Here is a 23,224-nt window from a genome sequence, read left to right as displayed (position 1 = left end):
GAAAATCAGGACGATCCATGCGGCGCGCCACTTTCGACCTCGATGTCCTCAGGACCTTCGTCACCGGCATGGAGGTGGGAACCTTCGCCAAGGCGGCCGAACGGCTCGGGCGCTCGACGTCCGCCGTCAGCGCGCAACTGAAGAAACTGGAGGAGCAGGCGGATACGCCGGTCTTCCGCAAGGCAGGGCGCGGCCTGGCGCTCACCGAGGCCGGAGAGACGATGCTCGGCTATGCGCGGCGGCTGATCGAGCTTAACGATGAGGCGGCTGCCGCCATTCGCGATGTCGAACTGGAAGGCTGGGTGCGGCTCGGCCTGCAGGAGGATTTCGGCGAGGCCGTGCTGCCCGACGTACTCGGGCGCTTCGCCCGTGCACATCCCAAGGTCCGGATCGAGGCACGGATCGGGCGCAGTCACGACCTGGCCGAGCGCGTCCTTTCCGGCAATCTCGACATCGCGCTTGCCTGGCATGACGGCATGACCTTGCCCTACAGCCGCCATGTCGCCGATGTGCAGGCGCGCTGGATCGGCCCGGCGAAGCCGATCGAGGCGGGCCCGCGCAATGGCGAGCCGCTGCCGCTGGTGGTGTTCGAAGCCCCTTGCCTCTTGCGCACGGTCGCGACGGAAGCGCTAGACCGCGCAGGGATGCCCTGGCGCATGGCCTTCTCCAGCCCCAGCCTCGGCGGCATCTGGGCGGCGGTGGCGGCCGGACTCGGCCTGACGATCCGCACCGATATCGGCCTGCCCGCCAATGTCAGGGCGATCCCGCCGGGCGTGCTCGATTTGCCGGCCTTGCCCAAGATGGCGCTGCATCTGCACCAGAAAGACGCCGAACTCGATCCGGTGGCGGCGCGGCTGGCCGAGATCTTGCTGCAGGCGGCGGTGGAGACGCTGCCGGAGGGAGCGCAGGCCTATGACGCGGTCAGGAAGGTCGCCTGAGCCTCACCGCTTCTTCGCCCTGCCCGCGAACGGATTGTCCGAGGCGCGCAGCGCCATGCGGATCGGCACGCCAGGCATGTCGAAGGCTTCGCGCAGGCTGTTGGTCAGGTAGCGGACGTAGGATTGCGGCATTGCGTCCGGACGCGAGCAGGAGACGACGAAGCCCGGCGGGCGGGTCTTGGCCTGCGTGACATATTTGATCTTCAGCCGGCGGCCGGCGACGGCGGGCGGCGGATGATGCGCCAGGATGCCTTCCAGCCAGCGGTTGAGCTTGCCGGTGGAGACGCGGCTGTTCCAGACCTTGTGGGTCTTGATGACGCTTTCCATCAGCTTGTCGAGACCGCGGCCGGTCTCGGCCGACACCGTCACGGCCTGGATGCCGCGCACCTGCGGCAAGAGCCGCCCGGTCTTTTCGCGCAGCTCGGCCAGCAGTTCCTGCGGGTTGTCGATCAGGTCCCATTTGTTGAAGGCGATGACCGGCGCCCTGCCCTCGCGGATGATGAGGTCGGCGATCTGCAGGTCCTGCTTCTCGAATGGGATGGTGGCGTCGAGCACGATGATGACGATCTCGGCGAAACGGATGGCGCGCAGACCGTCCTGCACCGAGAGCTTCTCGAGCTTCTCCTGCACCTTCGACTTACGACGCATGCCGGCGGTGTCGAACAGCTTGATGCGGCGGCCGCGCCAGTCCCAATCGACCGAGATCGAATCGCGGGTGATGCCGGCCTCCGGACCGGTGAGCAACCGCTCCTCGCCGATCAGCGCATTGATCAGCGTCGACTTGCCGGCGTTTGGGCGGCCGACGACGGCGATTCGCAGCGGCTTCGTATCGTCATATGCGGGTTCGGCGTCGGGATCGGCGATGTCCTCGCCGATCAGCACCTCGCTGGCGGCGATCTCGTCGCTGTCTTCCTCCTCGTCCTTGCCGAAGACACGCTCTTGGCCCAAGGCTTCGACCACCGCGTCGCGCAGGTCCGGCATGCCCTGGCCGTGTTCGGCCGACACCGGGATCGGCTCGCCGAGACCGAGCTCCCAGGCCTCCAGCATGCCGCCTTGAGCGCCGCGCGCCTCAGCCTTGTTGGCGACGAGCACCACCGGCTTGCCCGACTTGCGCACCACTTCGGCGAAGGTGCGGTCGTCCGGCATCAGGCCGGATTTGGCGTCGACGGTGAAGAAGATGAGGTCGGCTTCGCGGATGGCGATCTCGGTCTGCTGGCGCATGCGGCCGGGCAGCGTCGAAGCCGCCGCATCCTCGAAGCCGGCGGTGTCGATGACGTCGAAATGGAGATCGTAGAGCTTTGCCGCGTGAACGCGGCGGTCGCGCGTCACGCCAGGCGTGTCGTCGACGAGCGCGAGCTTCCTTCCGACCAGCCGATTGAAAAGAGTCGATTTGCCGACGTTAGGACGGCCGATGATGGCGACTTTGAAGCCCATCCAAGATCACGACGCGTTGCCCGACCCGCGGATCAGCTCGGACATCAGTTGCGCCCGCTGGCGCACATTGCGCGGGGCGCCGTCATCCGAAGAGATCTGGTCGAACAGTTTGAGCGCGTCCGCCGACTTGCCGTCCTTCCAGGCGGCTAGGCCAAGCGCCTCGCGCGCAGAGTGGCGCAGCGGGTTGGTGTCGGCGGTGAGAGCCTCGACCCGGCTTGAGACATCGGCGAAGGAGCCGTGGTCGACGAGCAGCAGCGCCGCCCTCAGCCTCGCCATGTCGCGGATGCCGGCGGGAATGGCGTTGTCGGCGGCGGCCTGGTCGAAATCCTTGACCGCGCCGTCCGCATCGCCCTTGTCGGCCTTGACGGTAGCTGCGCGCATGCGGGCCAGCAGCGGATAGGCGCCGTAGCCGTCCTTTTCCAGTTGATCGAGCGCCGCGATCGCCTCGTCGTTCTTGCCGTCATTGGCGAGCTTGAGTGCGGCCGAGAAGGCATCGCCCGAACGGTTGGCGCGGGTCTCGTCCCAGTAACGGTAGCCAACGACGGCGGCGGTTCCCAGCACGATGAGGATGGCGATGCCGAGAATGGCCGGGCCAAAGCGGTCCCACAGCGCCTGCGCCTGCTCGCGACGAATCTCTTCGTTCACTTCGCGGATAAAACTGTCGTCCGACATCAATCAAAAACCATTGCGGCCCGGGGCGGGGCGCTTCTTGAGCCCGCGTTTTAGCGAAATTTCGTCGGCATGGAAGGGGGCTGGCCGGAAAATCGGCTGACAATGCCCGGCGCCGCAGGGCTTGCCCGAACGCAACCGCGCCACATTTGCGCGATAGCCGGCTTCCGATCAGCCGGAGACGTCCCCGCCAGAAGGTGCCTATGCTTCGTTCGTACCGCGTCCTTGCGTTCAGCCTCGCCTCGCTTGCCTGCGTCAATACAGCCTTCGCCGATCCGCCGAAATCGCCGGCCGCCTCGCCTGCAAAACCCAAGCAGGTCGTGCTGATCTCGTTCGATGCTGCCCGTGAGATCTCGCAATGGCAGCGCAGCCGGGCGCTGGCAAAGCGCACGGGCGCGCATTTCACCTATTTCCTGTCCTGCGTCTTCCTGCTCTCGCCGGACACGCGGCAGGACTATGCCGGCCCCGGCAAGGCCTCCGGCAAATCCAATGTCGGCTTCGGCGCGTCGAAGCAGGACGTCGCGGACCGGCTCGACCAGGTCAGGCTGGCGGCCACCGAAGGCCACGACATCGGTAGCCATGCCTGCGGCCATTTCGATGGCAAGGCGTGGAGCAAGGCCGACTGGCTGGCCGAGTTCGCCTCCATGCGGCGCATCTTCGAGAACGCCTATGCGATCAACGGCATCCCGGAACCGGCGGAGTGGCACGATTTCGCGCATCATGCGCTGGTCGGGTTCCGCGCGCCCTATCTTTCGACAAACAAGGCGCTCTACGAGGCGCTGCCCGAGGCGGGCTTCCAATACGATGCGAGCAGCGTTTCGAACGGTCCGACCGTGCCGCCAACCCTCAATGGCACGACCCGTTTTGGCCTGCCGCTTATCCCGGAAGGACCGAAGGCGAAGCCCGTGGTTGCCATGGACTACAATCTCTATGTCCGCCACTCGGGCGGCACCGAAAGGCCGGCGATGGCGGGCGAGTTCACCGAGCGCGCCTACCAGGCGTTCCACGCAGCCTTCGATGCCCAGTACGACGGCAAGCGCCTGCCGCTGGAACTAGGCTTCCACTTCACGCTCATGAACAACGGCGCCTACTGGAACGCGCTGGAGCGCTTCGCCGGCGAAGTCTGCGTGAAGGCGGATGTCGAGTGCATCAGCTTCCGCGACTACGTTGAGCGGCAGCGCGCCGGGCAAAGGCAGGCAGTCGCGGGCGGCTGACAACCGGACATAGCCGCGCTTTAACTTACCGGCTGATCTTCGGGGCGCATGCCAGCCCGCTCGCGTTCTAGATAATGCTGATCGATAACCGGCAGCTGTTCGCCTTGCAGCGTCGCCTCGAAGGCACGCAAACGTTTGTGCACAGACTGCAGTTCGACAATCGTCGACCAGGAATTCAACAGGAACTGAAGCGAGTTCGTCACCTTGCCGAATGCGTTCGATATCTGGTTCAGCGCGCCGAACGTGATCTTGTGCGCAACCAGCGAAGGCCCGAGGATCAGCAGAGAGAAAATGTTGTCGGCCTGCAGGTAGGTGTAACGAACAACGTTGAAATAGATGTAGTGGAAATATAGCTTGAAATAATTGCGGCGCACATTGGTGAACAATTGTTTCGTCGTCGCCGGCTGAGCCCGGTCGGCATGATCTTCACCGTACACAAGCTCCTTACGATAGGCTGCCTCGACACGCTGATTGCGGAACTGCAGGCCGGGCAATTTGAGACCGGCGATCATGACGGAAATCGTTCCGAACAGACACCAGCCCAATGCGGCAACGACCAGCGGCTGCGGGACCGTGCCGATGATCGGCAGTTCGGTGATGTGAGCCTGCAGTTGAATCAAGACCGGCAGGAAGGCGATCAGGGTCATGATCGACTGGACGAAGGTCGAGCCGAGGTCCTCCATGATCTGCGAAAAGCGCATCGTGTCTTCCTGGATACGCTGCGAGGCGCCCTCGATGTGGCGCAGCCGGCCCCAGTTGGCCATGAAGTAATCGTTCATCGCGGTGCGCCAGCGGAAGATCCAGTGGCTGACGATGAAGGCATTGACCACCTGCACGTTCATGCCGACCAGCGCCAGCCAGGAGAAATCGGCCAACCCCTTGTAGAACTCCGTATTGGTCGAGGGAGTCGTTCCGGACATAAGACCCTGAACGTAGTCGAAGAAAGGACCGTACCAGTTGTTGACCGCGACCGAGATTTGAACGTTGAAATAGATGAAGAACAGGATGACAGCGGTCATCAGGATCGACCAGTTCTGCCACGGGTGCGGGGCGTACCAACTCCAGAACGCGTAGAAGATCGCTACGCACGCCGCGAAGTAGATATAGAACCATAGGAACGGCTTCGACCACAGCACCGCAATGCCGATGATGGGCGGCGTGCCCGCCGCTGCCGGCGGCAGGCCGAAGACAGCGCCCAATTGCTCACCACCGAAAAACCAGAACAGGATCGCCGCAAGGCTCCAGACGGCGGCCGAGGTGAAGAAGAGCTTCGGCTGCGGGAAGAAGGATACGAACACTGTGGCGGGTTTCCTCGTCTGACCGCAAATCAGCGGCGTTGCTGTTTGGCGGGCATAAAGTCACACATTAGCGGCAAAGAAAATGCCCTGCCCGATGCCCGGCGCCGAACAAGGCCGCAAATCATGGCGATTTTGGCGCGGCCGACCAGGCAATGACGCCGGAGGCGAGCAATGCCGCCGCCGCCATCAGGGAGGCGAGCGTATAATTGCCCGAGGCCTGGGCGAGCAGGCCGGCGGCGACCGGCCCGACGATCTGGCCGAGCCCGAAGGCCGCCGTCATCACCGCGAAGATGCGGCGCGGCGCCCGCGGCGCGAGCAGCCTGCCCATCTGTATCCCCAGCGCCGTGATGGCGATGAAGGTGCCGCCGAGCAGGACGCCGGCGATCAGCGGTCCGGCGGCCCCCTTGACCACGACGCTGGCGGCGACGCCTACCACCTCGATCAGGCAGGTCGCGGCATAAGCGGCATAGAGCCCGATCCGGGCGGCGAGCTTCTGCCAGAACCAGGTCGACGGAAAGCCGGCAAGGCCGGCGACCATCCAGACGACGGCCTCGAAGACGCGCCCGCCACCACCCTGGCGCACTATGGCGACGAGGAATGTGGCCGTCACCACATAGCCGAAGCCGAACAGCCCGTAGGCGACGATCATCTTCACCAGGGCCCGGTCCTTCGGCAGCGCCGGCTCGCGCCCGTCGACGCCGTTGGCCGGGGTGGCCGAGCCGGCGAGCAGCATGACGATGACCAGGCCAACCGCTGAGAGCACTCCGGACCAAAGCCAGCCCGCGGCCCAGCCGGCATGTTCGGAAACCAGGATTGCGAGCAGCGCGGAGGATGCGGCAATGCCCAGGCCGACGCCGCCGAAATGCAGCGCCTGCAAATCGCCGCGGCCGGTCTCCGCCAGATGGCTGAAGACGATCGAGGCCATGAAGACCATGACGAAGGCGCTGGCGAGACCGGCGAGGAAACGGGTGACGAGAAAGGCGGCCATCGTCTCGTTGAGCCCCATGAGACCCGCGAGCACGGCGCTGGCCGCGAGGCCCGCGAACATCAACCTGCGCTCGTGGCCATGCGCCCAGCCTCCGGCCGCGGCAAGGGCGCCGATGAGATAGCCAAGATAATTGGCTGACGCGATCCAGCCGGCATCGGCCGGCGTTAGATGCAATCCCTCCATCATGCCGGGCAAGATCGGCGTGTAGACGAAGCGGCCTATGCCTTGCGCTACGGCAAGCGCGACCATACCGGCAAGAGCGAGGCGCAGAGGGGATGGCGAGGCGTTCATTGCGGCGCACAATAAGAATGCGCGTTCGCGAAACAATGCGCTTGCGTTGGGCCAGCGCGGCCGGTTTGCTCGGTTTTAGGTCCTCGTCGAGCGGCAGTCCGCTTCATATGCTGTACGGCGGGCCGTCAGGCGGAAGGGCATGTCACCGAGCTCGCGCTCCGACATGGTGTCGAGCGCGGGATGGGATAGCGGATCGGCGACCCAGCGGGCGACTTCGCCGTCGTCACGCGGGCCCATCCTGGCGCCGGAAGGCGATGTCAGAAAAGATAAAATCTTCATCGGAAATCCTCCGGGGGCATGGCTACTCCGGCCAAATTCCGGCCTTTTCAGTCAGGTTTCAATTGAGATTTCCGTCCGTTCACTTTAGAAAAACTGAATGGCTATGCTGAATCGCGTCCATCTCAACGGCTTGCGCGCCGTGGAGGCCGTTGCCCGCCTGGGATCTCTGGCGGGAGCGGCCGGGGAGCTCAACGTCTCGGTCAGCGCAGTCAGCCAGCAGGTGAAACGCACGGAAAAACAGCTTGGACAGGCGCTGTTCGAGCGGACGCCGGGCGGGCTTGTGCCGACGGAATTCGGCGCCACCTTCACGGCGCGCCTCAGTGCCGGCTTCCGCGAACTCGCGCAAGCGGTGGCGTTGGCCGACGAGGCCAACGAGTGCACGCTGGTCGTCGCGGTGGCGCCGGCCTTCGCCTCGAAATGGCTGCTGCCCAGGCTGTCGCGACATTTCGCGCGGCATCCGAACGTGCTGCTGCGCATCGACGCCTCGGCACGGGTCGCCGACCTCGACCGGTCCGACATCGATATCGCCATCCGCCTGGGCGACGGCAAATGGCCTGGCGCGCGCGCCGAGCTCCTGCTTGCCCAGGAAGTGTTTCCGGTCTGCGCGCCCTCGATCGCGGCCAGGCTGCACTCTATCGACGACCTGGCGCGGACCTGCGCGATCACCGACGAGCGGGCGATGTTCAGTTGGGACGGCTGGTTCCAGGCGGCCGGCGTCGAGCCGGTCACCTTCCAGAAAGGTGCGCGCTTCACCGATCCGATGCTTTGCCTGGAATCGGCGATCGCCGGCCACGGCGTGATGCTGGCCTGGCAATTGCTAACCGCCGACGCGCTGGCCGACGGAAGACTGGTCGCGCCCTTCGGGATCAGGGCCGCGAGCGGGCTGGGCTACTGGCTGGTGACCTCCGCCACCAAAAGCGAAAGCCGCAAGGTGCGCGACTTCAAGGCCTGGATCCGCGAGGAGATCGAGGCGACCATGGCGCAGTTCCGGGCGCTGGAAAGCGCTGCCTGAAACAGGCCTATTCGATCGCGGTGGAAAGGCCAACCGCGGCGGTCTATGTAAGAACCAGACCCCAAACATCACGACAGGCAGGATCATGACCACACATTCGCGCGGCGTTTCAGCAAGCATCGACCCGGTGAAGCTCGACAGGCTGGCGGAAGTCGCCATCAAGGTCGGGCTGCAGCTGCAGCCAGGCCAGGATTTGGTGCTGACCTCCTCGATCGCGGCGCTGCCGCTGACGCGCCGCATCGTCGAGCACGCCTACAAGGCCGGCGCCGGACTGGTGACGCCGATCTTCAACGACGACGAGATCACGCTGGCGCGCTTCCGCTACGGCGCCGACGCCGGTTTCGACCGCGCCGCGGGCTGGCTCTATGAAGGCATGGCGAAGGCCTTCTCGAACAATGCAGCGCGACTCGCGGTGCGCGGCGAGGACCCGTCGCTGCTTTCCGCGCAAGACCCGGCCAAGGTGGCGCGCGCCAACAAGGCCAACTCGATGGCCTACCAGCCGGCACTGGAGAAGATCACCGGCTTCGACATCAACTGGAACATCGTCGCCTATCCCGACCTTGCATGGGCTCGCCAAGTGTTTCCGGGCGAGCCGGACGACGTCGCGGTGGTGAAGCTCGCCGACGCCATCTTCTCGGCCTCGCGGGTGGACGTCGATGACCCGATCGGCAATTGGAAGGCGCACAATGCCGCACTGGCCGAGCGCACGAGATGGCTGAACGGGCATAATTTCCACGCGCTACATTTCACCGGGCCGGGCACCGACCTGACCGTCGGACTGGCGGAAGGCCATGAATGGATGGGCGGCGCCTCGACGGCTAAGAACGGCGTCACCTGCAATCCGAACATCCCGACCGAGGAAGTCTTCACGACGCCGCATGCAAGGCGCGTCGAGGGCCACGTCTCCTCGACCAAGCCGCTCTCCTACCAGGGCACGCTGATCGACGAGATTTCCGTGCGCTTCGAGGGCGGGCGGATCGTCGAGGCCAAGGCCGCGAAGGGCGAGGACGTGCTGAAGAAGGTGCTCGACACCGACGAGGGCGCGCGCCGGCTCGGCGAAGTGGCGCTGGTGCCGCATTCCTCGCCGATCTCGAAGAGCGGGCTATTGTTCTTCAACACGCTGTTCGACGAGAACGCCGCCTGCCACATCGCGCTTGGGCAGTGCTATTCGAAGTGCTTCGTCAACGGCGCCTCCCTCAGCCAGGACGAGATCGCGGCGCGCGGCGGCAACAAGAGCTTCATCCATATCGACTGGATGATCGGCTCGGACAAGATCGACATCGACGGCGTCGCCAAGGACGGCAGCCGCGTGCCGGTGATGCGCAAGGGCGAGTGGGCCTGAGGCGCTTTTATTGACGCAATTCCGGACGGAAAACCGCTGCACACTTTTCCTGGAATTGCTTGGTACGGAGGTATGATGGCCTTCGACATTGCGGTGAAGCGCGTCTACGAGCCGCCGGCGAAAGCCGACGGCCAACGGGTGCTGGTCGACCGTCTCTGGCCGCGCGGCGTCAGCAAGAAGAACGCCGAACTGGCGGTATGGCTGAAGGAGATCGCGCCGAGCGACGCGTTGCGCAAATGGTTCGGGCACGAGCCCGAGCGTTGGGCGGAGTTCCAGAAGCGGTATCGGGCCGAGCTCGATGCAAATAGCGAAGCGGTGGCGGAACTGCGCAGCCTGTTGCGCGAAGGCAAGGTGACGCTGCTCTATGGCGCGCATGACGAAGCGCATAACAATGCAGTGGCGCTGGCGGACTATTTGCGAAGGGCGTGATGCATCTCCTCACGTAGGCTTTCAGGGGAGATTGGCAGCTTCGCCGTCCCTACTTCCTACTTCACCGCCTCCTCATAGACATCCGGCTTGAACCCCACCAAAATCCGGTCACCCACTTCCAGCACCGGGCGCTTGATCATTGTCGGCTTGGCGAGCATGAGCTTCTTCGCCTTTTTCTCGTCCAGCGTGGCCTTGTCCGCCTCCGGCAGCTCGCGAAACGTCGTGCTGCCTTTGTTGAGCAGCTTTTCCCAGCCGACCTTGCCGACCCAACCGTTCAGCTTTTCCGCCTCGATCCCCTCGGCCCGGTAGTCATGAAAACGATACGCCACGCCCTGGCTCTCCAGCCAGACGCGCGCCTTCCTGATCGTGTCGCAGGCGGTGATGCCGTACATGGTGATGGTCAAGGCAGCCTCGGTCGGATGGAGTTGCGAATCCGAAAAACCCTAGGCTCGCCCTGCCCGCTTTGCCAGCGCTTTGCTTCGCCGCGGTTTGGGCCTTGCCAATACTAAGGTTTTTTCCTAAGTAATGTATCGATCTGAGATCCAACGATCCGAAAAGGAAAAACATGGGCAGGCTTGTCGTTGCCGAATTGATATCGATCGACGGTGTGAGCGAGGCGCCCGGCGGCGAGCCGGGCTACCGGCACACCAATTGGGTCGGCAAGCGCCACGAGGCCAGGCAGATCGAGCACAAATTCCAGGAAGTGCTCGATCACGAGGCGTTGCTGCTCGGCAGGGTAACCTATGAAAGCTTCGCGGACGCCTGGCCAACCTATGAGGGTCCGTTCGCCGACCGCATGAACGGGATGCCAAAATATGTCGTCTCCTCCACGCTGAACAACCCAAGCTGGAACAACACGAGCGTGCTGCAGGGCGAGCCTATGGCGGCCGTCGCCAGGCTCAAGCAGAGTCTCAAGGGCGATATTCTCGTCGAAGGCAGCCGCACATTGGCCAACGCGCTTCACCGGCGCGGGCTTGTCGACGAATACCGGCTGATGGTGTTTCCCGTCATCCTGGGCAGCGGCGCGCAGTTCTTCGACCGAACGGAGGACGCGACGAATCTGAGGCTGACCGCCACGCATTCTTTCGCGAACGGCGCGGTCGAACTCACCTATCAGGTGCTTCGCGGCGAGGAGATTTGACGATGGGCCTGCAAAGTGTTGCGCAGACTCCGCCAATCGACGGCATCTTCCGCGCGCTGGCCGACCCCACCCGACGGCGGGTCGTGGAGCGGCTGAACAGGAGCCCGGCTTCGGTCAGCGAACTGGCGGAGCCCTTCGGCATGGCCCTTCCCTCCTTCGTCGAGCACCTGAAAGTTCTGGAAGGCTGCGGGCTGGTGCGGTCGCAAAAGGCCGGCCGGGTCAGGACTTACAGTCTTTCGGCCGAGCCCCTGAAACTCGCGGAAAACTGGCTCGCCGAACAACGCGCGCTGTGGGAGCGCCGCCTCGACCAGTTCGACGCCTATGTGATGAGCCTCAAGGAGAATGAAAAGTGACCTATCCGCTCAAGCCGAACCCGAAACTGGACCTGACGCTGGAGCGCTTCCTCGACGCGCCGCGCGAGTTGCTGTGGCGCGCCTGGACGACGCCGGAGCATGTCAAGCAGTGGTTCACGCCGAAGCCCTGGAGCATCACCGACTGCGAAATCGACCTCAGGCCCGGCGGGCTGTTCCGCACGCGCATGCAGTCGCCGGACGGCAAGGAGGTGAGCGACCGCCATTGCTGCTATCTGGAAATCGAGCCGAACGAGCGGCTTGTATGGACCGACGCGCTGCTGCCGGGCTACCGGCCATCCGGCGAACCCTTCATCACCGCGGTCATCGCGCTGACGCCCGAAGGCAAAGGTACGCGCTACACCGCCACCGCCATCCACCGCGACGAGGCGACCCGCAACAGCCACGAGGAGATGGGGTTCTTCGACGGCTGGGGCACGGTGGCCGACCAACTGGCGGAGTATGTGAAGTCGATTTGAGAAGCCATGTGGCGGTCAGGGTGTCCTGACCGCCAATTCATGCTGCGAAGGGCTCGGCGAAGACCGCCAGGCCTCAATAGTAGAACCGCTCTTCGCTGATCTTGCCGTTCCTGACTGTGTAAAGTCCGACCTCGTCCATGGTGACGCGCTGGCCGGTCGACTTGGGGGTTATGTCGAAGCTGAAGCGGACCGCGAACTGGTCGCCGTTGAGATAAGGCCCTTCGACCGAGCCGCCGTGGACCTCATGGTTTTCCTGCCACCACTGGCTCTTCTGCTTGAGGGCATCCTTGCCACGGCAAACGGCCATCGGCCCCTCCATGGCTTCGTAGCTGACAATGTCGTCGGCATTGTACTTCGCGGCGGCGCCATCATGGTCGCCCTGCTTGAGAAGGTCGGTGAAATCCTTGGCAATTTCGGCAGTGGTCATGATTTCCTCCTGTTCAGACGATCTGCAGGTAGGGGGCAGACTGTTTGGCTGCCACCCGCTCGCCGCTCCAAGGTGACAATTCATGTCAGGATGCAGGCGCCCGGCCGGTGACTTATAGCCATCGTCCGAGGCGATGGCATGACAGTGGAGCGCGTGGCCCGCCGCAGGGATTACAAGGGCGAATAACACCCGCGCTCGATCGCCAGGCGCCGCACCAGCGCCAGCACGGTGTCGATCGTCGGTGTCGGCTGGGCGGTCAGGCGGCCGAGCTCCTGCACTGCCGTGACCAGCGCGTCGATCTCCATCGGTCGGCCGCGTTCGAGATCCTGCAGCATCGAGGTCTTGTGTTCGCCGACATCGCCGGCGCCCTTGATGCGCCGGTCGACCGGGATGAGGAAGCGCACGCCGAGGCGCTCACCGATCGCCTGAGCTTCCAGCATCATGGCGCGGGCGACTGCGCGTGTGGCTTCGTCGGCGACGATTGCCGCAAGTGTGCTGCCGGTCAGCGCCGAGATCGGGTTGAAGGAAAGATTGCCCCACAACTTCACCCAGATCTCCGATCGGATGTCCTCGCGTACCGGCGCCTGCAACCCGGCCTTGACCATTTCGCGGGCCAGCGCAGCGGCTCGCTCGCTCTTTTCGCCCGAAGGTTCGCCCAGTGAAAAGCGCGTGCCCTCGACATGGCGGATGAGGCCAGGCGCGTCGACCTCGACGGCCGGGTAGACGACGGAGCCGATGACCCGCTCCGGGCCGATGCGCTGCCAGATCGTGCCGCCTGGATCGACCGCGTCGAGCCGCGTGCCTTCGAGCGCGCCGCCCGCCTTGTAAAAATACCACCAGGGCACGCCGTTCTGCATGGTGACGACGGCCGTCCCCTTGCCCAGCAGCGGCGCGATCTGATCAAGCGCCGGCGCCAGCGAATGCGCCTTCAACGCCAGCACGACATAATCCTGCACGCCGAGCTCTTCCGCGCGCTCTGCCGCCTTCACCTGCGCCACCGTTTCCTTGCCGCCCTCGACCAGACGAAGGCCGTCGGCCTTGATGGCTTCCAGATGCGCGCCGCGCGCCACGATCGACAGATCGGCCGAGCCGGCGATCGCAAGCTTCGCGGCGAGATATCCGCCGATCGCGCCGGCGCCGAAGACCGTGATGCGCATCAGCCGAGCCCGAGCTTGGCCGCGAGACCGATCCGCTGCAGCTTGCCGGTCGCCCCCTTCGGAATCTCGTCGAGGATGACCACCTTGCGCGGAACCTTGAAATCGGCGAGCCGGGTGGCGGCAAAACCGCGGATGTCGGCCTCGCTGGCGCTCTGCCCCTCGCGCAGCACGACGGCGGACGCCACCTCTTCACCCAGCTTGTCATGCGGCATGGCGAAGGTGACGACCTGCGCCACCGCCGGATGATCCATCAGCACGTCGTCGACCTCGAGCGGCGATATCTTTTCGCCGCCGCGATTGATGATCTCCTTCAGCCGGCCAGTGACGCGCAGGTAATTGTCCTCGTCGAGGATGCCCTGGTCGCCGGTGTGGAACCAGCCATGGGCGAAGGCGCTGCCATTGGCCTCCGGGTTCTTCTCATAGCCTGCGGTGACGTTCGGTCCGCGAATGACGATCTCGCCGGTCTCGCCGGGTTTGAGCAACCGCCCGTCCGGCGCCATGACGGCAACTTCCGGTCCGGCCGACGCGCCGACGCTGCCGGGCTTGCGCAGCCCGGGCGGCAAGCGGTTCGACGCCATCTGGTGCGCGGCCTCGGTCATGCCATAGGCCTCGATCACCGGGCAGCCGAAGGTCGCTTCCAGCTCAGCCATCACCTGCGCAGGCAATGAGGCCGACGACGAGCGGATAAAGCGCAGCCGCGCCTCGGCAAGCTGCTCGGGATTGCGGGCGGCACGCGGCAGGATCGCCTGGTGCATTGTGGGCACTGCGGTATACCAGCTTGGTTTCGCTTCGGAGAGCCACTGGAAGAAGCGCAGCGCGTTGAAGCCCGGCGTGCAGAATACGCTGCCGCCGGCGGCGAGCGAGGACAGCACCGCCGCGATCAGCCCATGGATATGGAACAGTGGCATGATGTTGAGGCAGCGGTCGGCTGGAGTCAGGCCGAGCGTCGTGCCGATATTCTTTGCCGACGCCGCAAGGTTTGCATGGCTGAGCGGCACCAGTTTTGGACGCGACGTCGTGCCGGAGGTGTGCAGCAGGAGCGCGACATCGCCATCCTCAGCCAATCCCGCTGAGACCGGTGATCCGACCGGCTCGCCCTCGATCGTGAAGACGCCGGCCGGCGCGCCTTCCGGCACCAGAAGCCGCAGCACAGGGATGCCGAGGCGCTCGGCAACTTGGACCGAAGGACCTGTCTCACTCTTGCCGACGAGGATCGCCTTGACGCCGATATCGCTCAGATAGAAGTCCAGTTCGTCGGCCCGGTAAGCCGGATTGAGCGGCGCGGTGGACGCGGCCGCTGCCACGGCGATGAAGGCCGTTGCCATTTCCGGGCCGTTGGGCAGCACGATGGCGACGCGGTCGCCGCGGCCGATGCCGAGCGCGTTGAGCCGCGCCACGGTGTCGCCGATCAGGCAGCGCAACCCGCCATGCGAGAGGTCCGCTCGCTCAGGCGCGGCGATGGCCGGCGCGTCGTTGGCGCCTGGTGCGAGGCGATGAGGAAGATCGGAGGCGTTTTCGTTGTTTTTCATGGTTCCAGACTATGTTTCGAACGATCGGCCTATGTCGAGCAAATGGTTGCTCAATATCCGAGCGCCAGGCCGTCCTTGCGCGGATCGGAAGCGCCGGTCAGCGTGCCCTTTTCCCAATCGATCAGCACGGCCTGGCCGCCACCCAGCGGATGACCGGACTCAACCACCTTGTGGCCAAGCCGGCGCAGGCCTGCGATCGTCTCGGTGCGCACGCCTCGTTCGGCCTCGACGACGTCGTGGTTGTAGAACACCCGCGCCGCGTCGATCGCCTGCTGCGGATCCATGCCGAAATCGATCATGTTGGTCACGACATGCACATGGCCAAAGGGCTGGTAGCCGCCACCCATGACGCCGAAGGGCATCACTGCGCGGCCATCCTTGGTCATCATGCCCGGCATGATCGTGTGCATCGGCCGCTTGCCGGGCGCGATCGCGTTCGGGTGCTTCGGATCGAGGCGAAAGCTGGAGCCACGGTTCTGCAGCACGACCCCGGTCTTCGGGCCGACGACGCCGCTGCCGAAGGAATAGTAGGTGGAGTTGATGAAGCTCACCGCGTTGCGGTCGCGGTCGACGACACTGATATAGACCGTGTCGCTGCCGGGAAGATCGAGGCGCGGCAGGTCGGTCATGGCGCGCTGAGGATCGATCGCGGAACGCAGCCGGGCGGCATAGGCGCCGGAAAGCAGGGCCTTCACCGGCACGTCGACGTGGTCCTGGTCGGCGAGAAACGCGTCGCGATCCTGATAGGCCAGCCGGCCCGCCTCGATCTCCAGATGCAGACGTTCGGCGCCGGCGGGATCGAGCTTGCCCAGATCGAAGCCCGAGAGCATGTTCAGCATCAAAAGCGCGGTGAGGCCCTGGTTGTTGGGCGGCATCTGGTGGATTTCGTGAGCGCGATAGGAGGTGCTTACGGGGGTCCGGTAATCGCCCTTCGTGGCGGCGAAATCGTCGAGCGTGTGAAGGCCGCCAAGCGCGCGAAGTCGTCCGACCAGATCGTCCGCCACCTCGCCCTCATAGAAACCCGCACGCCCTTTCCTGGCGATGATGCGCAGCGTCTCCGCCAGCTCCGGCTGGCGGTGGATATCGCCTGGCTTCGGCGGCTTGCCGCCCGGAAGGAAGATGCGCGTAGCCACCTCGTCGGCAGACAGGTCGGTCTCCGGATCCTCCCAGTCGAAGGCGACTCGGTCATGCACGACATAGCCATTTTCCGCGTAGTGGATGGCCGGAGCGAGTGCGTCGGCCAGGCCCTTGCAGCCGTGATCCTCGAGCAAACGGCACCAGGCATCGACGGCGCCAGGAATGGTGACCGCGTGCGGGCCATGCAGCGGCAGTTCGGTGAATCCCTGGCCCAGATACCAGTCGACCGTCGCGGCGTTGGGGGCGCGTCCCGAGCCATTGAAGGCAAGAACCTTGCCGTCACCCTTCGGACAATAAAGGACAAAGCAGTCACCGCCGATGCCGGTCGATTGCGGCTCGACCACGGCCTGGACGGCGGCCGCGCAGACCGCGGCGTCCATGGCGTTGCCGCCCGAGCGCAACATGTCGATCGCGGCAAGGGTGGAGAGCGGATGCGAGGTCGCGGCCATCGCCTCGGTGGCGCGGACGGCCGAGCGGCCTGGAAGCTGGAAGTCACGCATGCTGGTTCTGGTATCCCCCAAATCAACGTCCGCGGCCGAAAAGCTGCGCGGCGGACAACAAGACGATCGATAGCACGATCAGGCAAGTGGAAATGGCGGCGATCGTCGGATCGATCTGGTCGCGCAGGGCATTGAACATGCGCCGCGTCAGCGTTGTGGTCTCGCCGCCGGAGATGAACAGCGAGACCACCACCTCGTCGAAAGAGGTGATGAACGCAAACAGCGCTCCGGAGACGATCGAGAAACGTATCTGCGGCATCGTCACCTGGAAGAAGGCCGAGAAACGGTCGGCGCCGAGGCTGCGCGCTACCATCTCCTGGTTCATGTCATAGGAGCGCAGGCCCGAGAGCACGGTCAACACGACCAGCGGCAGCGCCTGCACCGTGTGCGCGATGACGAGGCCGGTCAGCGTGTTGTTGAGGCCGACGCGGGCATAGAGAAAGAAAGTGCCGATGCCGATCAGGATGACCGGGATGATCAGCGAAGCCGTAAGCAGCGCGTTGATGGCGCCGGTCAGCCTGAGCGTGCGGGCGTTGATGGCGTAGGCCGCTGCGGTGCCGAGCAGCGACGCCACGATCGCCGTCATCACCGCCACCTTGACGGACACGATGGTGGCGTCGCGCCATTCGAGCGAGCCGAAATAGCTTTCGTACCACCGCAGCGACCATTCCTGCGGCGGAAACTGCAGCAGGCTCGAGCCGGAGAAGGACATGATGACGATGATCACCGAAGGGGCGATCAGGAACAGCATGACGAGCCCGCCAAGCGCATAGAGCCAGAGGCGTTGCCGATGCGAGATGGGCAGGCTGTTTTCCATGCTCATCGCTGGCTCCACACACCGGTGGCGCGGGCGCCGAGCAGCCATTGAAAGAGGCCAAGCAGCGCCAGCGTGACGCCAAGCAGCACCACGCCGAGCGCCGCGCCCGCGCCCCAGTTGGAATAGAGGCTTGTGGTCTGCTCCATGCGCATCGCCCACATGATCACCTTGCCGCCGCCCATTAGCGCCGGGGTGACGAAAAAACCGAGGCACAGCACGAAGACGATGACCACGCCCGAGGCGAGGCCGGGCAGCGACAGCGGCAGGAATATCTGCCGGAAGGTGGCGGCCGGGCTGGCGCCGAGATTCATGCCGGCGCGCAGGCAGTCGGTGTCGATGCTCTTCATCGAGGCGTAGAGCGGCAGCACCAGGAAAGGCAGCATGATGTGGGTCATGCCGATGACGACGCCGGCGAAATTGTTGGCGAGCGGCAGCGGCTGCGAGATGACGCCGAGATCCATCAGCCACGTGTTCACCAGGCCCTTGCGCTGCAGGATGACCAGCCAGGCATAGGTGCGCACCAGCACCGACGTCCAGAACGGCAGGATGACGAAGATCAGGCAGATCGAGGCGGCGCGGCGCGGCAGCTGCGACAGCATATAGGCCAGCGGATAACCGAGCACGACGCAGGCGCCCGTGACCGTGAAGGCAACCTTGAAGGTGGTGACGAAGGTCTTGATGTAGGAAGCCTGCTCGAAGAAGCGCGCATAGTTGGCGGCACTCATTTGCCCAGCTTCATCAAAAAGCGAGAGCCAGAACAGCCAGCCGATCGGCACGATGATGACGGCGAGGACGAGCACAAGGCCCGGCGACAGCAGCGCCAGCAGCCCGAAGGATTCCCGGCGCGCATCGGCACGCAGCGCATCGGCATTGAGCGTCGCGCCGACGTCGTCCTGGAGACTTGCGGATCGCATGCTCATCAGTCCGCCGCCACCAGCACCACGTCATCGGCATCGATGCCGAGATTGACAGGCTCGCCGGGCCTCGGCAGCTTCGCCAACGCGTCGGAGCGGCAATAGTCACGCAGCGCCACCTGACGGCCATCGCGCAGAATGGCGTAGCAGGTGAAGCTGTCGCCCTGGTAAATGACGTCGCCGACCGTTGCCGGGATGACGTTGGCTTTGCCCGCCGTCTCTCCATCGGAGACCAGATGCAGCTTTTCGGGCCGCGCCACCATCAGATGACTGCCGGAGGACGGCGCCGCGGCCGTCATGCGTATCTTCCTGTCTTGATACCAGACGCTGCCATCGCGGCATTCGACCGGAATGAAACTGGAATCACCGATAAAGCCGGCGACGAAGCGTGTCTTGGGACTGGCGTAGAGCACTTCCGGCCGGTCGATCTGCTCGATGCGCCCGGCATTCATCACGGCGATGCGGTCCGACATGGTGATCGCCTCGCGCTGGTCGTGGGTGACGTAGACCGTCGTCATGCCGAGCCTTCGATGCAGGTTGCGCAGCTCGATCTGCATGTGCTCGCGCAGGCTTTTGTCGAGTGCCGACAGCGGCTCGTCCATCAAAACGATGCGGGGCTCGAAGACGACGGCGCGGGCCAAAGCCACTCGCTGGCGCTGGCCGCCGGAGAGCTGATCGACGCGACGCTCGCCGAGGCCTTTCAGTTGTACCAGGTCCAGCGCCCTCCCGACGCGTTCAGCGGTTTCCGCCGCCGATACGCGCCGCTGCTTCAGCGGAAAGGCGATGTTGTGGAAGACGTTCATGTGCGGGAACAGCGCATAGTTCTGGAACACCATGCCTATGTTGCGCCTGTGCGGCGGCATGGCGATGATCTCCTCGCCGCCGACCTTGATGGAGCCGGCATTGGCCCGCACGAAACCGGCCAGTATCATCAGGAGCGTCGTCTTCCCCGAGCCCGATGGACCGAGCAGCGTCAGGAATTCGCCCGCGGCGACATCCAGGCCGAGATCGTGCAGCACCGACACGCTGCCGAAGCGCTTCTCGATACCGCCGATGACGATCGGAAGCGCGGACCGCGCAATAGACAAAAGCATCTCCTTGGGCTCCGGATCATTCCATGGCGGAAACCGCCGAAGCCGCACCGCGAGGTGCCGCCCCGGCGAGGGCGATCCGTCTATTGCTGGATCAGGTTGTTGAACTTCTCGGTCGCATCGACGAGGTTGTCGCGCCAGAACGCCGGATCCTGCAGCACCTGCTTCTTGACGTTCTCGGGCGCGGAGTTGATGTCCTTGATGCGCTCCGGCGGGATCTTGCCGGTCTCGAATGCCTTCTGATTGGCCGGGCCGTTGTCGACATAGAGGGGCAGGTTGGCCTGGAGATCGGGACTGACGAACTTGGCCAGCGCCTTCATGGCGATGTCCTTGTTCTTCGAGCCCTTCGGGATGACCATGCAGTCGGCGGTGAGCACGCCCTGGTCGAAGGAGAAGCTCACCGGCGCGCCTTGCTTCTTCAGCGTGCCGGCGCGACCGTTCCAAATGCTCGCCATATCGACCTCGCCGTCCTTGACGAGCTGCATGGCCTGAGCGCCGGAGGTCCACCAGGCATCGATATGGCCCTTGATCTTGTCGACGGATTGCAGCGCTCCGTCGATATCGACCGGATAGACCTTGTCGATCGGGATGCCCTTGGCCAAGGCGGCGACACTCAGTGTCTCGGTCGCCTGGCTGCCGGAGAGCGCGCGGCGGCCCGGGAATTTCTCGACGTTCCAGAAATCGGCCCAGGTCTTGGGGCCTTTGTCGCCGAAGACGTCCGTACGGTAAATCAGCACGACGGAGGTGTAGGAAATGCCGACCCAATCGTCATGCACGAGCTTTGGGTCAATGCCGCTCTTGTCGATGACATTGTAGTCGAGCTTCTCGAACAGGCCTTCCTTGGCGCCACGCGCACATTCGTCGGCGCCAAGCTCGGTGATGTCCCATTTGACTGCGTTGCCCGTCACCTGCAGGCGCACATCATCGAGGCCGTTGGTGGTGTCCTGCTTGATGGTGATGCCGAGTTCCTTGGCCGTCGGATCGAAGAAGGCCTTGGTCTGCGCCTCCTGATAGGTGCCGCCCCATGAGGCGACGGTGATGGTGTCGGCGGCCGACGCCGGAACGGCGACCGAGGCGAGCAGGCCGGTGACGGCGATGCCATGAATACAAAGTCTCTTCGTCATTTTCGCTTCTCCAACCGGTGTTCCCGTTATCGTTGATTTGGTATGCGAATTTGTATACAATTTCGAGTGTAATTTACCGGAAGCCGTTGTCAACATGAGATATGTGGTTTTTGGTGGGGACGCATCAGGGCTCGGCTCGGCGCGTTTGTCCCTGCCGAAAGCGCGCAGTTTCAAGCAGGCGCCAAAAAGCACTAGACTGCGATTCCATGACTGACCGTTGGAGGCTGGACGCTTGACCAAGGAGAGAAAAAACACGCTGCGCGACTCGGTATTCGAGAAGCTCAAGGCGTTGATCATCACTGGCCAGATCCCGCCGGGCGGCCGCGTGACCGAAAACGACATCGCCGAGCGCCTGAAGGTCAGCCGCACGCCGGTACGCGAGGCCTTCAACCGGCTAGAGCGCGACGGGCTGGTGATCGGGCGCCCGCGGCAGGGCTATGTGGTGGCCGAGTTCAACCTGACAATGTTCCGCGAAGCCTTCGACATCCGCGAACTGCTCGACGGGCGCGCTACCGAGTTGGCCGCCGCCAACGCCACCGCCGCCGACAAGGCAAAGCTGCGCGACATGCTCGCCGAATGCGAGCGGCTGGCGGCGATCCCGGAGCGCAGCACCAGGGAGAAATTCGAGGAGTTGCAGGTCGGCATCGACTTGCACCGGGTAATCGCCGAGATCAGCGGCAACGAGATGCTCCACGGCATGCTCTGCGGTATCCTCGACAAGTGCCAGCAATATGTGTGGACGGAGCTCCTGTGGCTGGACGAATGGAAGCTGACCCGCGAGGAACATGCCGGCATCGTCGACGCCATCTGCGCCGGCGACGTCACGCTGGCCGGCGAGCGCGCGCGCGCCCATGTGCGAGGCTCGCGCGAGAATATCCTGCGCCTGCTGCAGGCCAAGTCCGACTATCAGGGATTCTTCGCCAAGGCGTCGTAAAGGCAGCGGTCTATCGCATCAGCTCGCAAGCATGGGACAATTGGCGCCGCGCCGCAGGCTGACATGCGCCACGTCGCCGACGCCGAACTGAAAACCGTCGGCACGGCGCGGGGCATCTATGACGATCTCGGTCCCCTCACCCAGCTCGGCATGAAGGCGCAGCGTGCGGCCATGGAAGACGACGCCGCTCACCCGCGCCGGCGCGGTTCCCTCGCCCGCCTCGCCGGCCACCAGAAGATCCTCAGGGCGCACGCCGATGGTACGCATGTCGCCGGCGGTCGGCGTCTCGCCGCTTTCGGAAGTCGCCTCCAGCGGCAATTCGCCGGCGACAAAGCGCAGGCGCTCGCCGTCGCGGCCGAGAAAGCGCGACTGCAGGATGTTCATCGTTCCGATGAAGGAGGCGACGAAGCGCGTCGCGGGCCGATCGTAAAGCGTGGCCGGCGCAGCAGTCTGCTCGATGCGACCCCTGTTCATGACGACGATGCGGTCGGAGATCGACAGCGCCTCGGTCTGGTCATGGGTGACCATGACGAAGGTGGTGCCGAGCCGCGACTGCAGCCGCTTCAATTCGACCTGCATCTGTTCGCGCAGATGCGCGTCGAGCGCCGACAGCGGCTCATCGAGCAGGAGCACGCGCGGCTCGCAGACGATGGCGCGAGCCAACGCGACGCGCTGGCGCTGGCCGCCGGAGAGTTCGGAAACGCGGGCACGCAGCTTGTCGGCGAGCCCGACCATGTCGAGCGCCTCGCGGACCCGTCTGGCCTGTTCGGCTCCGGAGAGTTTTCGCAGCGACAGGCCGAAGCCGACATTGGCCGCGACATCCATATGCGGGAACAGCGCATAGTCCTGGAAGACGGTGTTGACCGGGCGGTCGAAGGGCCGCAGCCCGGTGATGTCGCGGCCCTCGAGCAGGACATCGCCGCTGGTCGGGCTTTCGAAGCCGGCGATGACGCGCAGGCTCGTCGTCTTGCCGCAACCGGAAGGGCCGAGCAGGGTCAGGAACTCACCGGGGGCGATATCGAGATCGACGGCGTCGAGGCCGACCACGCCGCCCGGGAAAACTTTCGAGACTTTCTGCAGCCGAACGAGTGGTTCAGGCGCCATCGCGCACCTCGGAAGGCTTGGTCGTGTTGACCCACAGTATCTGGCAGCGCTCGGAGCCAGGGTTGCGGAAGGCGTGCAGCAGCGTGCTCTTGAAGGCGAAGCTGTCGCCTGCCTTGAGCACGTAGGTCGTGGCGTCGACCACCAACTCTACCTCGCCGGTCATGACCAAGCCGAATTCGTGGCCGGCATGAGCATAGGCTTCCGCCGTGCCGCCGCCGGCCTCCACCGTCACCAGCATGCCGGTAAGCGTCGCGGCGGGCGGCGACAGCAGCGCCTTAGCGATGCCTTCCGATTTCACCGGGATCGCGCGCCGCTTGTCGGCGCGCACGCAATAGAGATCGTTGACCGCATCATTGCCGTCGGTGATCAGCGCCGACGGTTCGATGTCGAGCGCGGCGGCCAGCGGCCAGATCACCTTGACGCGCAACGAGGACATGCCGCGCTCGATCTGGCTGAGCGCGCCGATGGAGATGCCGGCTTTTGCCGCGAGCTCGGCCAGCGAGAGGTTACGCTCTAATCTCAGCGCCCGCACGCGCCGGCCGACGCGGATGTCGGCATCGTCTTTCGGCTTTGCCGCCGCTTCGTCAAGAATGTCCATGCAGTAATCCTCGTTAGTCTCTTCACCG

General features: G+C 64.6%; 25 protein-coding genes. 9 read left to right on the top strand and 16 right to left on the bottom strand.

Annotation, left to right across the window (positions count from 1 at the left end; all coding sequences use genetic code 11):
* The first annotated feature begins 17 nt into the window (after positions 1-17).
* On the top strand, positions 18-938 hold the full coding sequence (locus tag ACR64R_RS01705) for a LysR substrate-binding domain-containing protein (RefSeq protein WP_487359975.1): 921 nt from the start codon (positions 18-20) through the stop codon (positions 936-938).
* 3 nt (positions 939-941) lie between these two features.
* Here ACR64R_RS01705 and der read toward each other — a convergent pair whose 3' ends face one another.
* Together der and ACR64R_RS01695 are read right to left on the bottom strand one after the other, a co-directional pair.
* Positions 942-2,372, bottom strand: a complete 1,431-nt coding sequence (gene der, locus ACR64R_RS01700) for a ribosome biogenesis GTPase Der (RefSeq protein ID WP_487359974.1) — start codon at positions 2,370-2,372, stop codon at positions 942-944.
* A gap of 6 nt (positions 2,373-2,378) precedes the next feature.
* Positions 2,379-3,044: a tetratricopeptide repeat protein gene (locus tag ACR64R_RS01695; protein ID WP_487359973.1), complete on the bottom strand. Its 666-nt coding sequence runs from the start codon at positions 3,042-3,044 to the stop codon at positions 2,379-2,381.
* A 200-nt stretch (positions 3,045-3,244) separates the two neighbouring features.
* On the opposite strand from ACR64R_RS01695, the gene ACR64R_RS01690 reads away from it, so the two are divergent.
* On the top strand, positions 3,245-4,255 hold the full coding sequence (locus ACR64R_RS01690; RefSeq protein WP_487359972.1) for a polysaccharide deacetylase family protein: 1,011 nt from the start codon (positions 3,245-3,247) through the stop codon (positions 4,253-4,255).
* 20 nt (positions 4,256-4,275) lie between these two features.
* Here ACR64R_RS01690 and sbmA read toward each other — a convergent pair whose 3' ends face one another.
* From sbmA to ACR64R_RS01675, 3 genes are all read right to left on the bottom strand, one after another.
* Complete coding sequence (sbmA, locus tag ACR64R_RS01685; RefSeq protein WP_487359971.1) at positions 4,276-5,553, bottom strand: peptide antibiotic transporter SbmA; 1,278 nt, start codon at positions 5,551-5,553, stop codon at positions 4,276-4,278.
* A 121-nt stretch (positions 5,554-5,674) separates the two neighbouring features.
* On the bottom strand, positions 5,675-6,832 hold the full coding sequence (locus ACR64R_RS01680) for a YbfB/YjiJ family MFS transporter (protein WP_487359970.1): 1,158 nt from the start codon (positions 6,830-6,832) through the stop codon (positions 5,675-5,677).
* 75 nt (positions 6,833-6,907) lie between these two features.
* On the bottom strand, positions 6,908-7,111 hold the full coding sequence (locus ACR64R_RS01675) for a hypothetical protein (protein ID WP_487359969.1): 204 nt from the start codon (positions 7,109-7,111) through the stop codon (positions 6,908-6,910).
* Positions 7,112-7,208: 97 nt separating this feature from the next.
* On the opposite strand from ACR64R_RS01675, the gene ACR64R_RS01670 reads away from it, so the two are divergent.
* From ACR64R_RS01670 to ACR64R_RS01660, 3 genes are all read left to right on the top strand, one after another.
* On the top strand, positions 7,209-8,123 hold the full coding sequence (locus ACR64R_RS01670; protein WP_487359968.1) for a LysR substrate-binding domain-containing protein: 915 nt from the start codon (positions 7,209-7,211) through the stop codon (positions 8,121-8,123).
* Positions 8,124-8,208: 85 nt separating this feature from the next.
* Positions 8,209-9,465 (top strand): aminopeptidase, encoded by a 1,257-nt coding sequence (locus ACR64R_RS01665; RefSeq protein WP_487359967.1) that lies wholly within the window; start codon positions 8,209-8,211, stop codon positions 9,463-9,465.
* A 75-nt stretch (positions 9,466-9,540) separates the two neighbouring features.
* Positions 9,541-9,894, top strand: coding sequence for a DUF488 domain-containing protein (locus ACR64R_RS01660; protein WP_487359966.1), 354 nt, complete (start codon positions 9,541-9,543; stop codon positions 9,892-9,894).
* A gap of 56 nt (positions 9,895-9,950) precedes the next feature.
* Here ACR64R_RS01660 and ACR64R_RS01655 read toward each other — a convergent pair whose 3' ends face one another.
* Complete coding sequence (locus tag ACR64R_RS01655; RefSeq protein WP_487359965.1) at positions 9,951-10,286, bottom strand: ArsC family reductase; 336 nt, start codon at positions 10,284-10,286, stop codon at positions 9,951-9,953.
* A 173-nt stretch (positions 10,287-10,459) separates the two neighbouring features.
* Here ACR64R_RS01655 and ACR64R_RS01650 point away from each other — a divergent pair, with 173 nt between their 5' ends.
* From ACR64R_RS01650 to ACR64R_RS01640, 3 genes are read left to right on the top strand one after another with little or no spacing between them, the layout of a single operon-like run.
* Positions 10,460-11,035 (top strand): dihydrofolate reductase family protein, encoded by a 576-nt coding sequence (locus ACR64R_RS01650; protein ID WP_487359964.1) that lies wholly within the window; start codon positions 10,460-10,462, stop codon positions 11,033-11,035.
* A 2-nt stretch (positions 11,036-11,037) separates the two neighbouring features.
* Positions 11,038-11,388: an ArsR/SmtB family transcription factor gene (locus tag ACR64R_RS01645; RefSeq protein WP_487359963.1), complete on the top strand. Its 351-nt coding sequence runs from the start codon at positions 11,038-11,040 to the stop codon at positions 11,386-11,388.
* Positions 11,385-11,864: an SRPBCC family protein gene (locus ACR64R_RS01640; protein WP_487359962.1), complete on the top strand. Its 480-nt coding sequence runs from the start codon at positions 11,385-11,387 to the stop codon at positions 11,862-11,864. Before ACR64R_RS01645 ends, ACR64R_RS01640 begins: the two co-directional genes overlap by 4 nt.
* A gap of 73 nt (positions 11,865-11,937) precedes the next feature.
* On the opposite strand, the gene ACR64R_RS01635 is transcribed toward ACR64R_RS01640, so the two are convergent.
* The 8 genes from ACR64R_RS01635 to ACR64R_RS01600 all read right to left on the bottom strand — a co-directional run bounded on the left by ACR64R_RS01635 (position 11,938) and on the right by ACR64R_RS01600 (position 20,560).
* A complete protein-coding gene (locus ACR64R_RS01635) occupies positions 11,938-12,291 on the bottom strand; it encodes a SnoaL-like domain-containing protein (protein WP_487359961.1) in 354 nt (117 codons plus the stop codon).
* Positions 12,292-12,461: 170 nt separating this feature from the next.
* Positions 12,462-13,448: a 2-dehydropantoate 2-reductase gene (locus ACR64R_RS01630; RefSeq protein ID WP_487359960.1), complete on the bottom strand. Its 987-nt coding sequence runs from the start codon at positions 13,446-13,448 to the stop codon at positions 12,462-12,464.
* Positions 13,448-14,977, bottom strand: coding sequence for an acyl--CoA ligase (locus ACR64R_RS01625; protein ID WP_487359959.1), 1,530 nt, complete (start codon positions 14,975-14,977; stop codon positions 13,448-13,450). Before ACR64R_RS01625 ends, ACR64R_RS01630 begins: the two co-directional genes overlap by 1 nt.
* A gap of 50 nt (positions 14,978-15,027) precedes the next feature.
* Positions 15,028-16,614: a gamma-glutamyltransferase gene (gene ggt, locus ACR64R_RS01620; protein ID WP_487359958.1), complete on the bottom strand. Its 1,587-nt coding sequence runs from the start codon at positions 16,612-16,614 to the stop codon at positions 15,028-15,030.
* Between the two features lie 22 nt (positions 16,615-16,636).
* Entirely contained in the window at positions 16,637-17,437 is an 801-nt protein-coding gene (locus tag ACR64R_RS01615) for an ABC transporter permease (protein ID WP_487359957.1), read from the bottom strand.
* Positions 17,434-18,351 carry an ABC transporter permease gene (locus ACR64R_RS01610; RefSeq protein ID WP_487359956.1) on the bottom strand — a complete coding sequence of 306 codons (918 nt, stop codon included), beginning with the start codon at positions 18,349-18,351 and terminating at the stop codon, positions 17,434-17,436. The genes ACR64R_RS01615 and ACR64R_RS01610 overlap by 4 nt, the downstream gene beginning before the upstream one ends.
* Positions 18,351-19,433, bottom strand: coding sequence for an ABC transporter ATP-binding protein (locus ACR64R_RS01605; protein ID WP_487359955.1), 1,083 nt, complete (start codon positions 19,431-19,433; stop codon positions 18,351-18,353). Before ACR64R_RS01605 ends, ACR64R_RS01610 begins: the two co-directional genes overlap by 1 nt.
* 86 nt (positions 19,434-19,519) lie before the next feature.
* Positions 19,520-20,560 (bottom strand): ABC transporter substrate-binding protein, encoded by a 1,041-nt coding sequence (locus ACR64R_RS01600; RefSeq protein ID WP_487359954.1) that lies wholly within the window; start codon positions 20,558-20,560, stop codon positions 19,520-19,522.
* Between the two features lie 232 nt (positions 20,561-20,792).
* Here ACR64R_RS01600 and ACR64R_RS01595 point away from each other — a divergent pair, with 232 nt between their 5' ends.
* Entirely contained in the window at positions 20,793-21,494 is a 702-nt protein-coding gene (locus ACR64R_RS01595; RefSeq protein ID WP_487359953.1) for a GntR family transcriptional regulator, read from the top strand.
* 18 nt (positions 21,495-21,512) lie between these two features.
* Here the strand turns inward: ACR64R_RS01595 and ACR64R_RS01590 are convergent, their stop codons facing one another.
* Entirely contained in the window at positions 21,513-22,598 is a 1,086-nt protein-coding gene (locus ACR64R_RS01590) for an ABC transporter ATP-binding protein (protein ID WP_487359952.1), read from the bottom strand.
* Complete coding sequence (locus ACR64R_RS01585; RefSeq protein ID WP_487359951.1) at positions 22,588-23,196, bottom strand: cupin domain-containing protein; 609 nt, start codon at positions 23,194-23,196, stop codon at positions 22,588-22,590. Before ACR64R_RS01585 ends, ACR64R_RS01590 begins: the two co-directional genes overlap by 11 nt.
* Positions 23,197-23,224: the final 28 nt, after the last annotated feature.

The organism is Mesorhizobium sp. MC2-1-1, assembly GCF_057597255.1.
This window is presented reverse-complemented; position numbering and strand designations above follow the sequence as displayed.

Excerpts from the sequence above, each read along its gene's own strand:
- ACR64R_RS01705 (WP_487359975.1), top strand. The coding sequence starts at position 18 with ATGCGGCGCGCCACTTTCGACCTCGATGTCCTCAGGACCTTCGTCACC.
- der (WP_487359974.1), bottom strand. The coding sequence starts at position 2,372 with ATGGGCTTCAAAGTCGCCATCATCGGCCGTCCTAACGTCGGCAAATCG.
- ACR64R_RS01695 (WP_487359973.1), bottom strand. The coding sequence starts at position 3,044 with ATGTCGGACGACAGTTTTATCCGCGAAGTGAACGAAGAGATTCGTCGC.
- ACR64R_RS01690 (WP_487359972.1), top strand. The coding sequence starts at position 3,245 with ATGCTTCGTTCGTACCGCGTCCTTGCGTTCAGCCTCGCCTCGCTTGCC.
- ACR64R_RS01680 (WP_487359970.1), bottom strand. The coding sequence starts at position 6,832 with ATGAACGCCTCGCCATCCCCTCTGCGCCTCGCTCTTGCCGGTATGGTC.
- ACR64R_RS01675 (WP_487359969.1), bottom strand. The coding sequence starts at position 7,111 with ATGAAGATTTTATCTTTTCTGACATCGCCTTCCGGCGCCAGGATGGGC.
- ACR64R_RS01670 (WP_487359968.1), top strand. The coding sequence starts at position 7,209 with ATGGCTATGCTGAATCGCGTCCATCTCAACGGCTTGCGCGCCGTGGAG.
- ACR64R_RS01665 (WP_487359967.1), top strand. The coding sequence starts at position 8,209 with ATGACCACACATTCGCGCGGCGTTTCAGCAAGCATCGACCCGGTGAAG.
- ACR64R_RS01660 (WP_487359966.1), top strand. The coding sequence starts at position 9,541 with ATGGCCTTCGACATTGCGGTGAAGCGCGTCTACGAGCCGCCGGCGAAA.
- ACR64R_RS01655 (WP_487359965.1), bottom strand. The coding sequence starts at position 10,286 with ATGTACGGCATCACCGCCTGCGACACGATCAGGAAGGCGCGCGTCTGG.
- ACR64R_RS01650 (WP_487359964.1), top strand. The coding sequence starts at position 10,460 with ATGGGCAGGCTTGTCGTTGCCGAATTGATATCGATCGACGGTGTGAGC.
- ACR64R_RS01645 (WP_487359963.1), top strand. The coding sequence starts at position 11,038 with ATGGGCCTGCAAAGTGTTGCGCAGACTCCGCCAATCGACGGCATCTTC.
- ACR64R_RS01635 (WP_487359961.1), bottom strand. The coding sequence starts at position 12,291 with ATGACCACTGCCGAAATTGCCAAGGATTTCACCGACCTTCTCAAGCAG.
- ACR64R_RS01630 (WP_487359960.1), bottom strand. The coding sequence starts at position 13,448 with ATGCGCATCACGGTCTTCGGCGCCGGCGCGATCGGCGGATATCTCGCC.
- ACR64R_RS01625 (WP_487359959.1), bottom strand. The coding sequence starts at position 14,977 with ATGAAAAACAACGAAAACGCCTCCGATCTTCCTCATCGCCTCGCACCA.
- ggt (WP_487359958.1), bottom strand. The coding sequence starts at position 16,614 with ATGCGTGACTTCCAGCTTCCAGGCCGCTCGGCCGTCCGCGCCACCGAG.
- ACR64R_RS01615 (WP_487359957.1), bottom strand. The coding sequence starts at position 17,437 with ATGAGCATGGAAAACAGCCTGCCCATCTCGCATCGGCAACGCCTCTGG.
- ACR64R_RS01610 (WP_487359956.1), bottom strand. The coding sequence starts at position 18,351 with ATGAGCATGCGATCCGCAAGTCTCCAGGACGACGTCGGCGCGACGCTC.
- ACR64R_RS01600 (WP_487359954.1), bottom strand. The coding sequence starts at position 20,560 with ATGACGAAGAGACTTTGTATTCATGGCATCGCCGTCACCGGCCTGCTC.
- ACR64R_RS01590 (WP_487359952.1), bottom strand. The coding sequence starts at position 22,598 with ATGGCGCCTGAACCACTCGTTCGGCTGCAGAAAGTCTCGAAAGTTTTC.
- ACR64R_RS01585 (WP_487359951.1), bottom strand. The coding sequence starts at position 23,196 with ATGGACATTCTTGACGAAGCGGCGGCAAAGCCGAAAGACGATGCCGAC.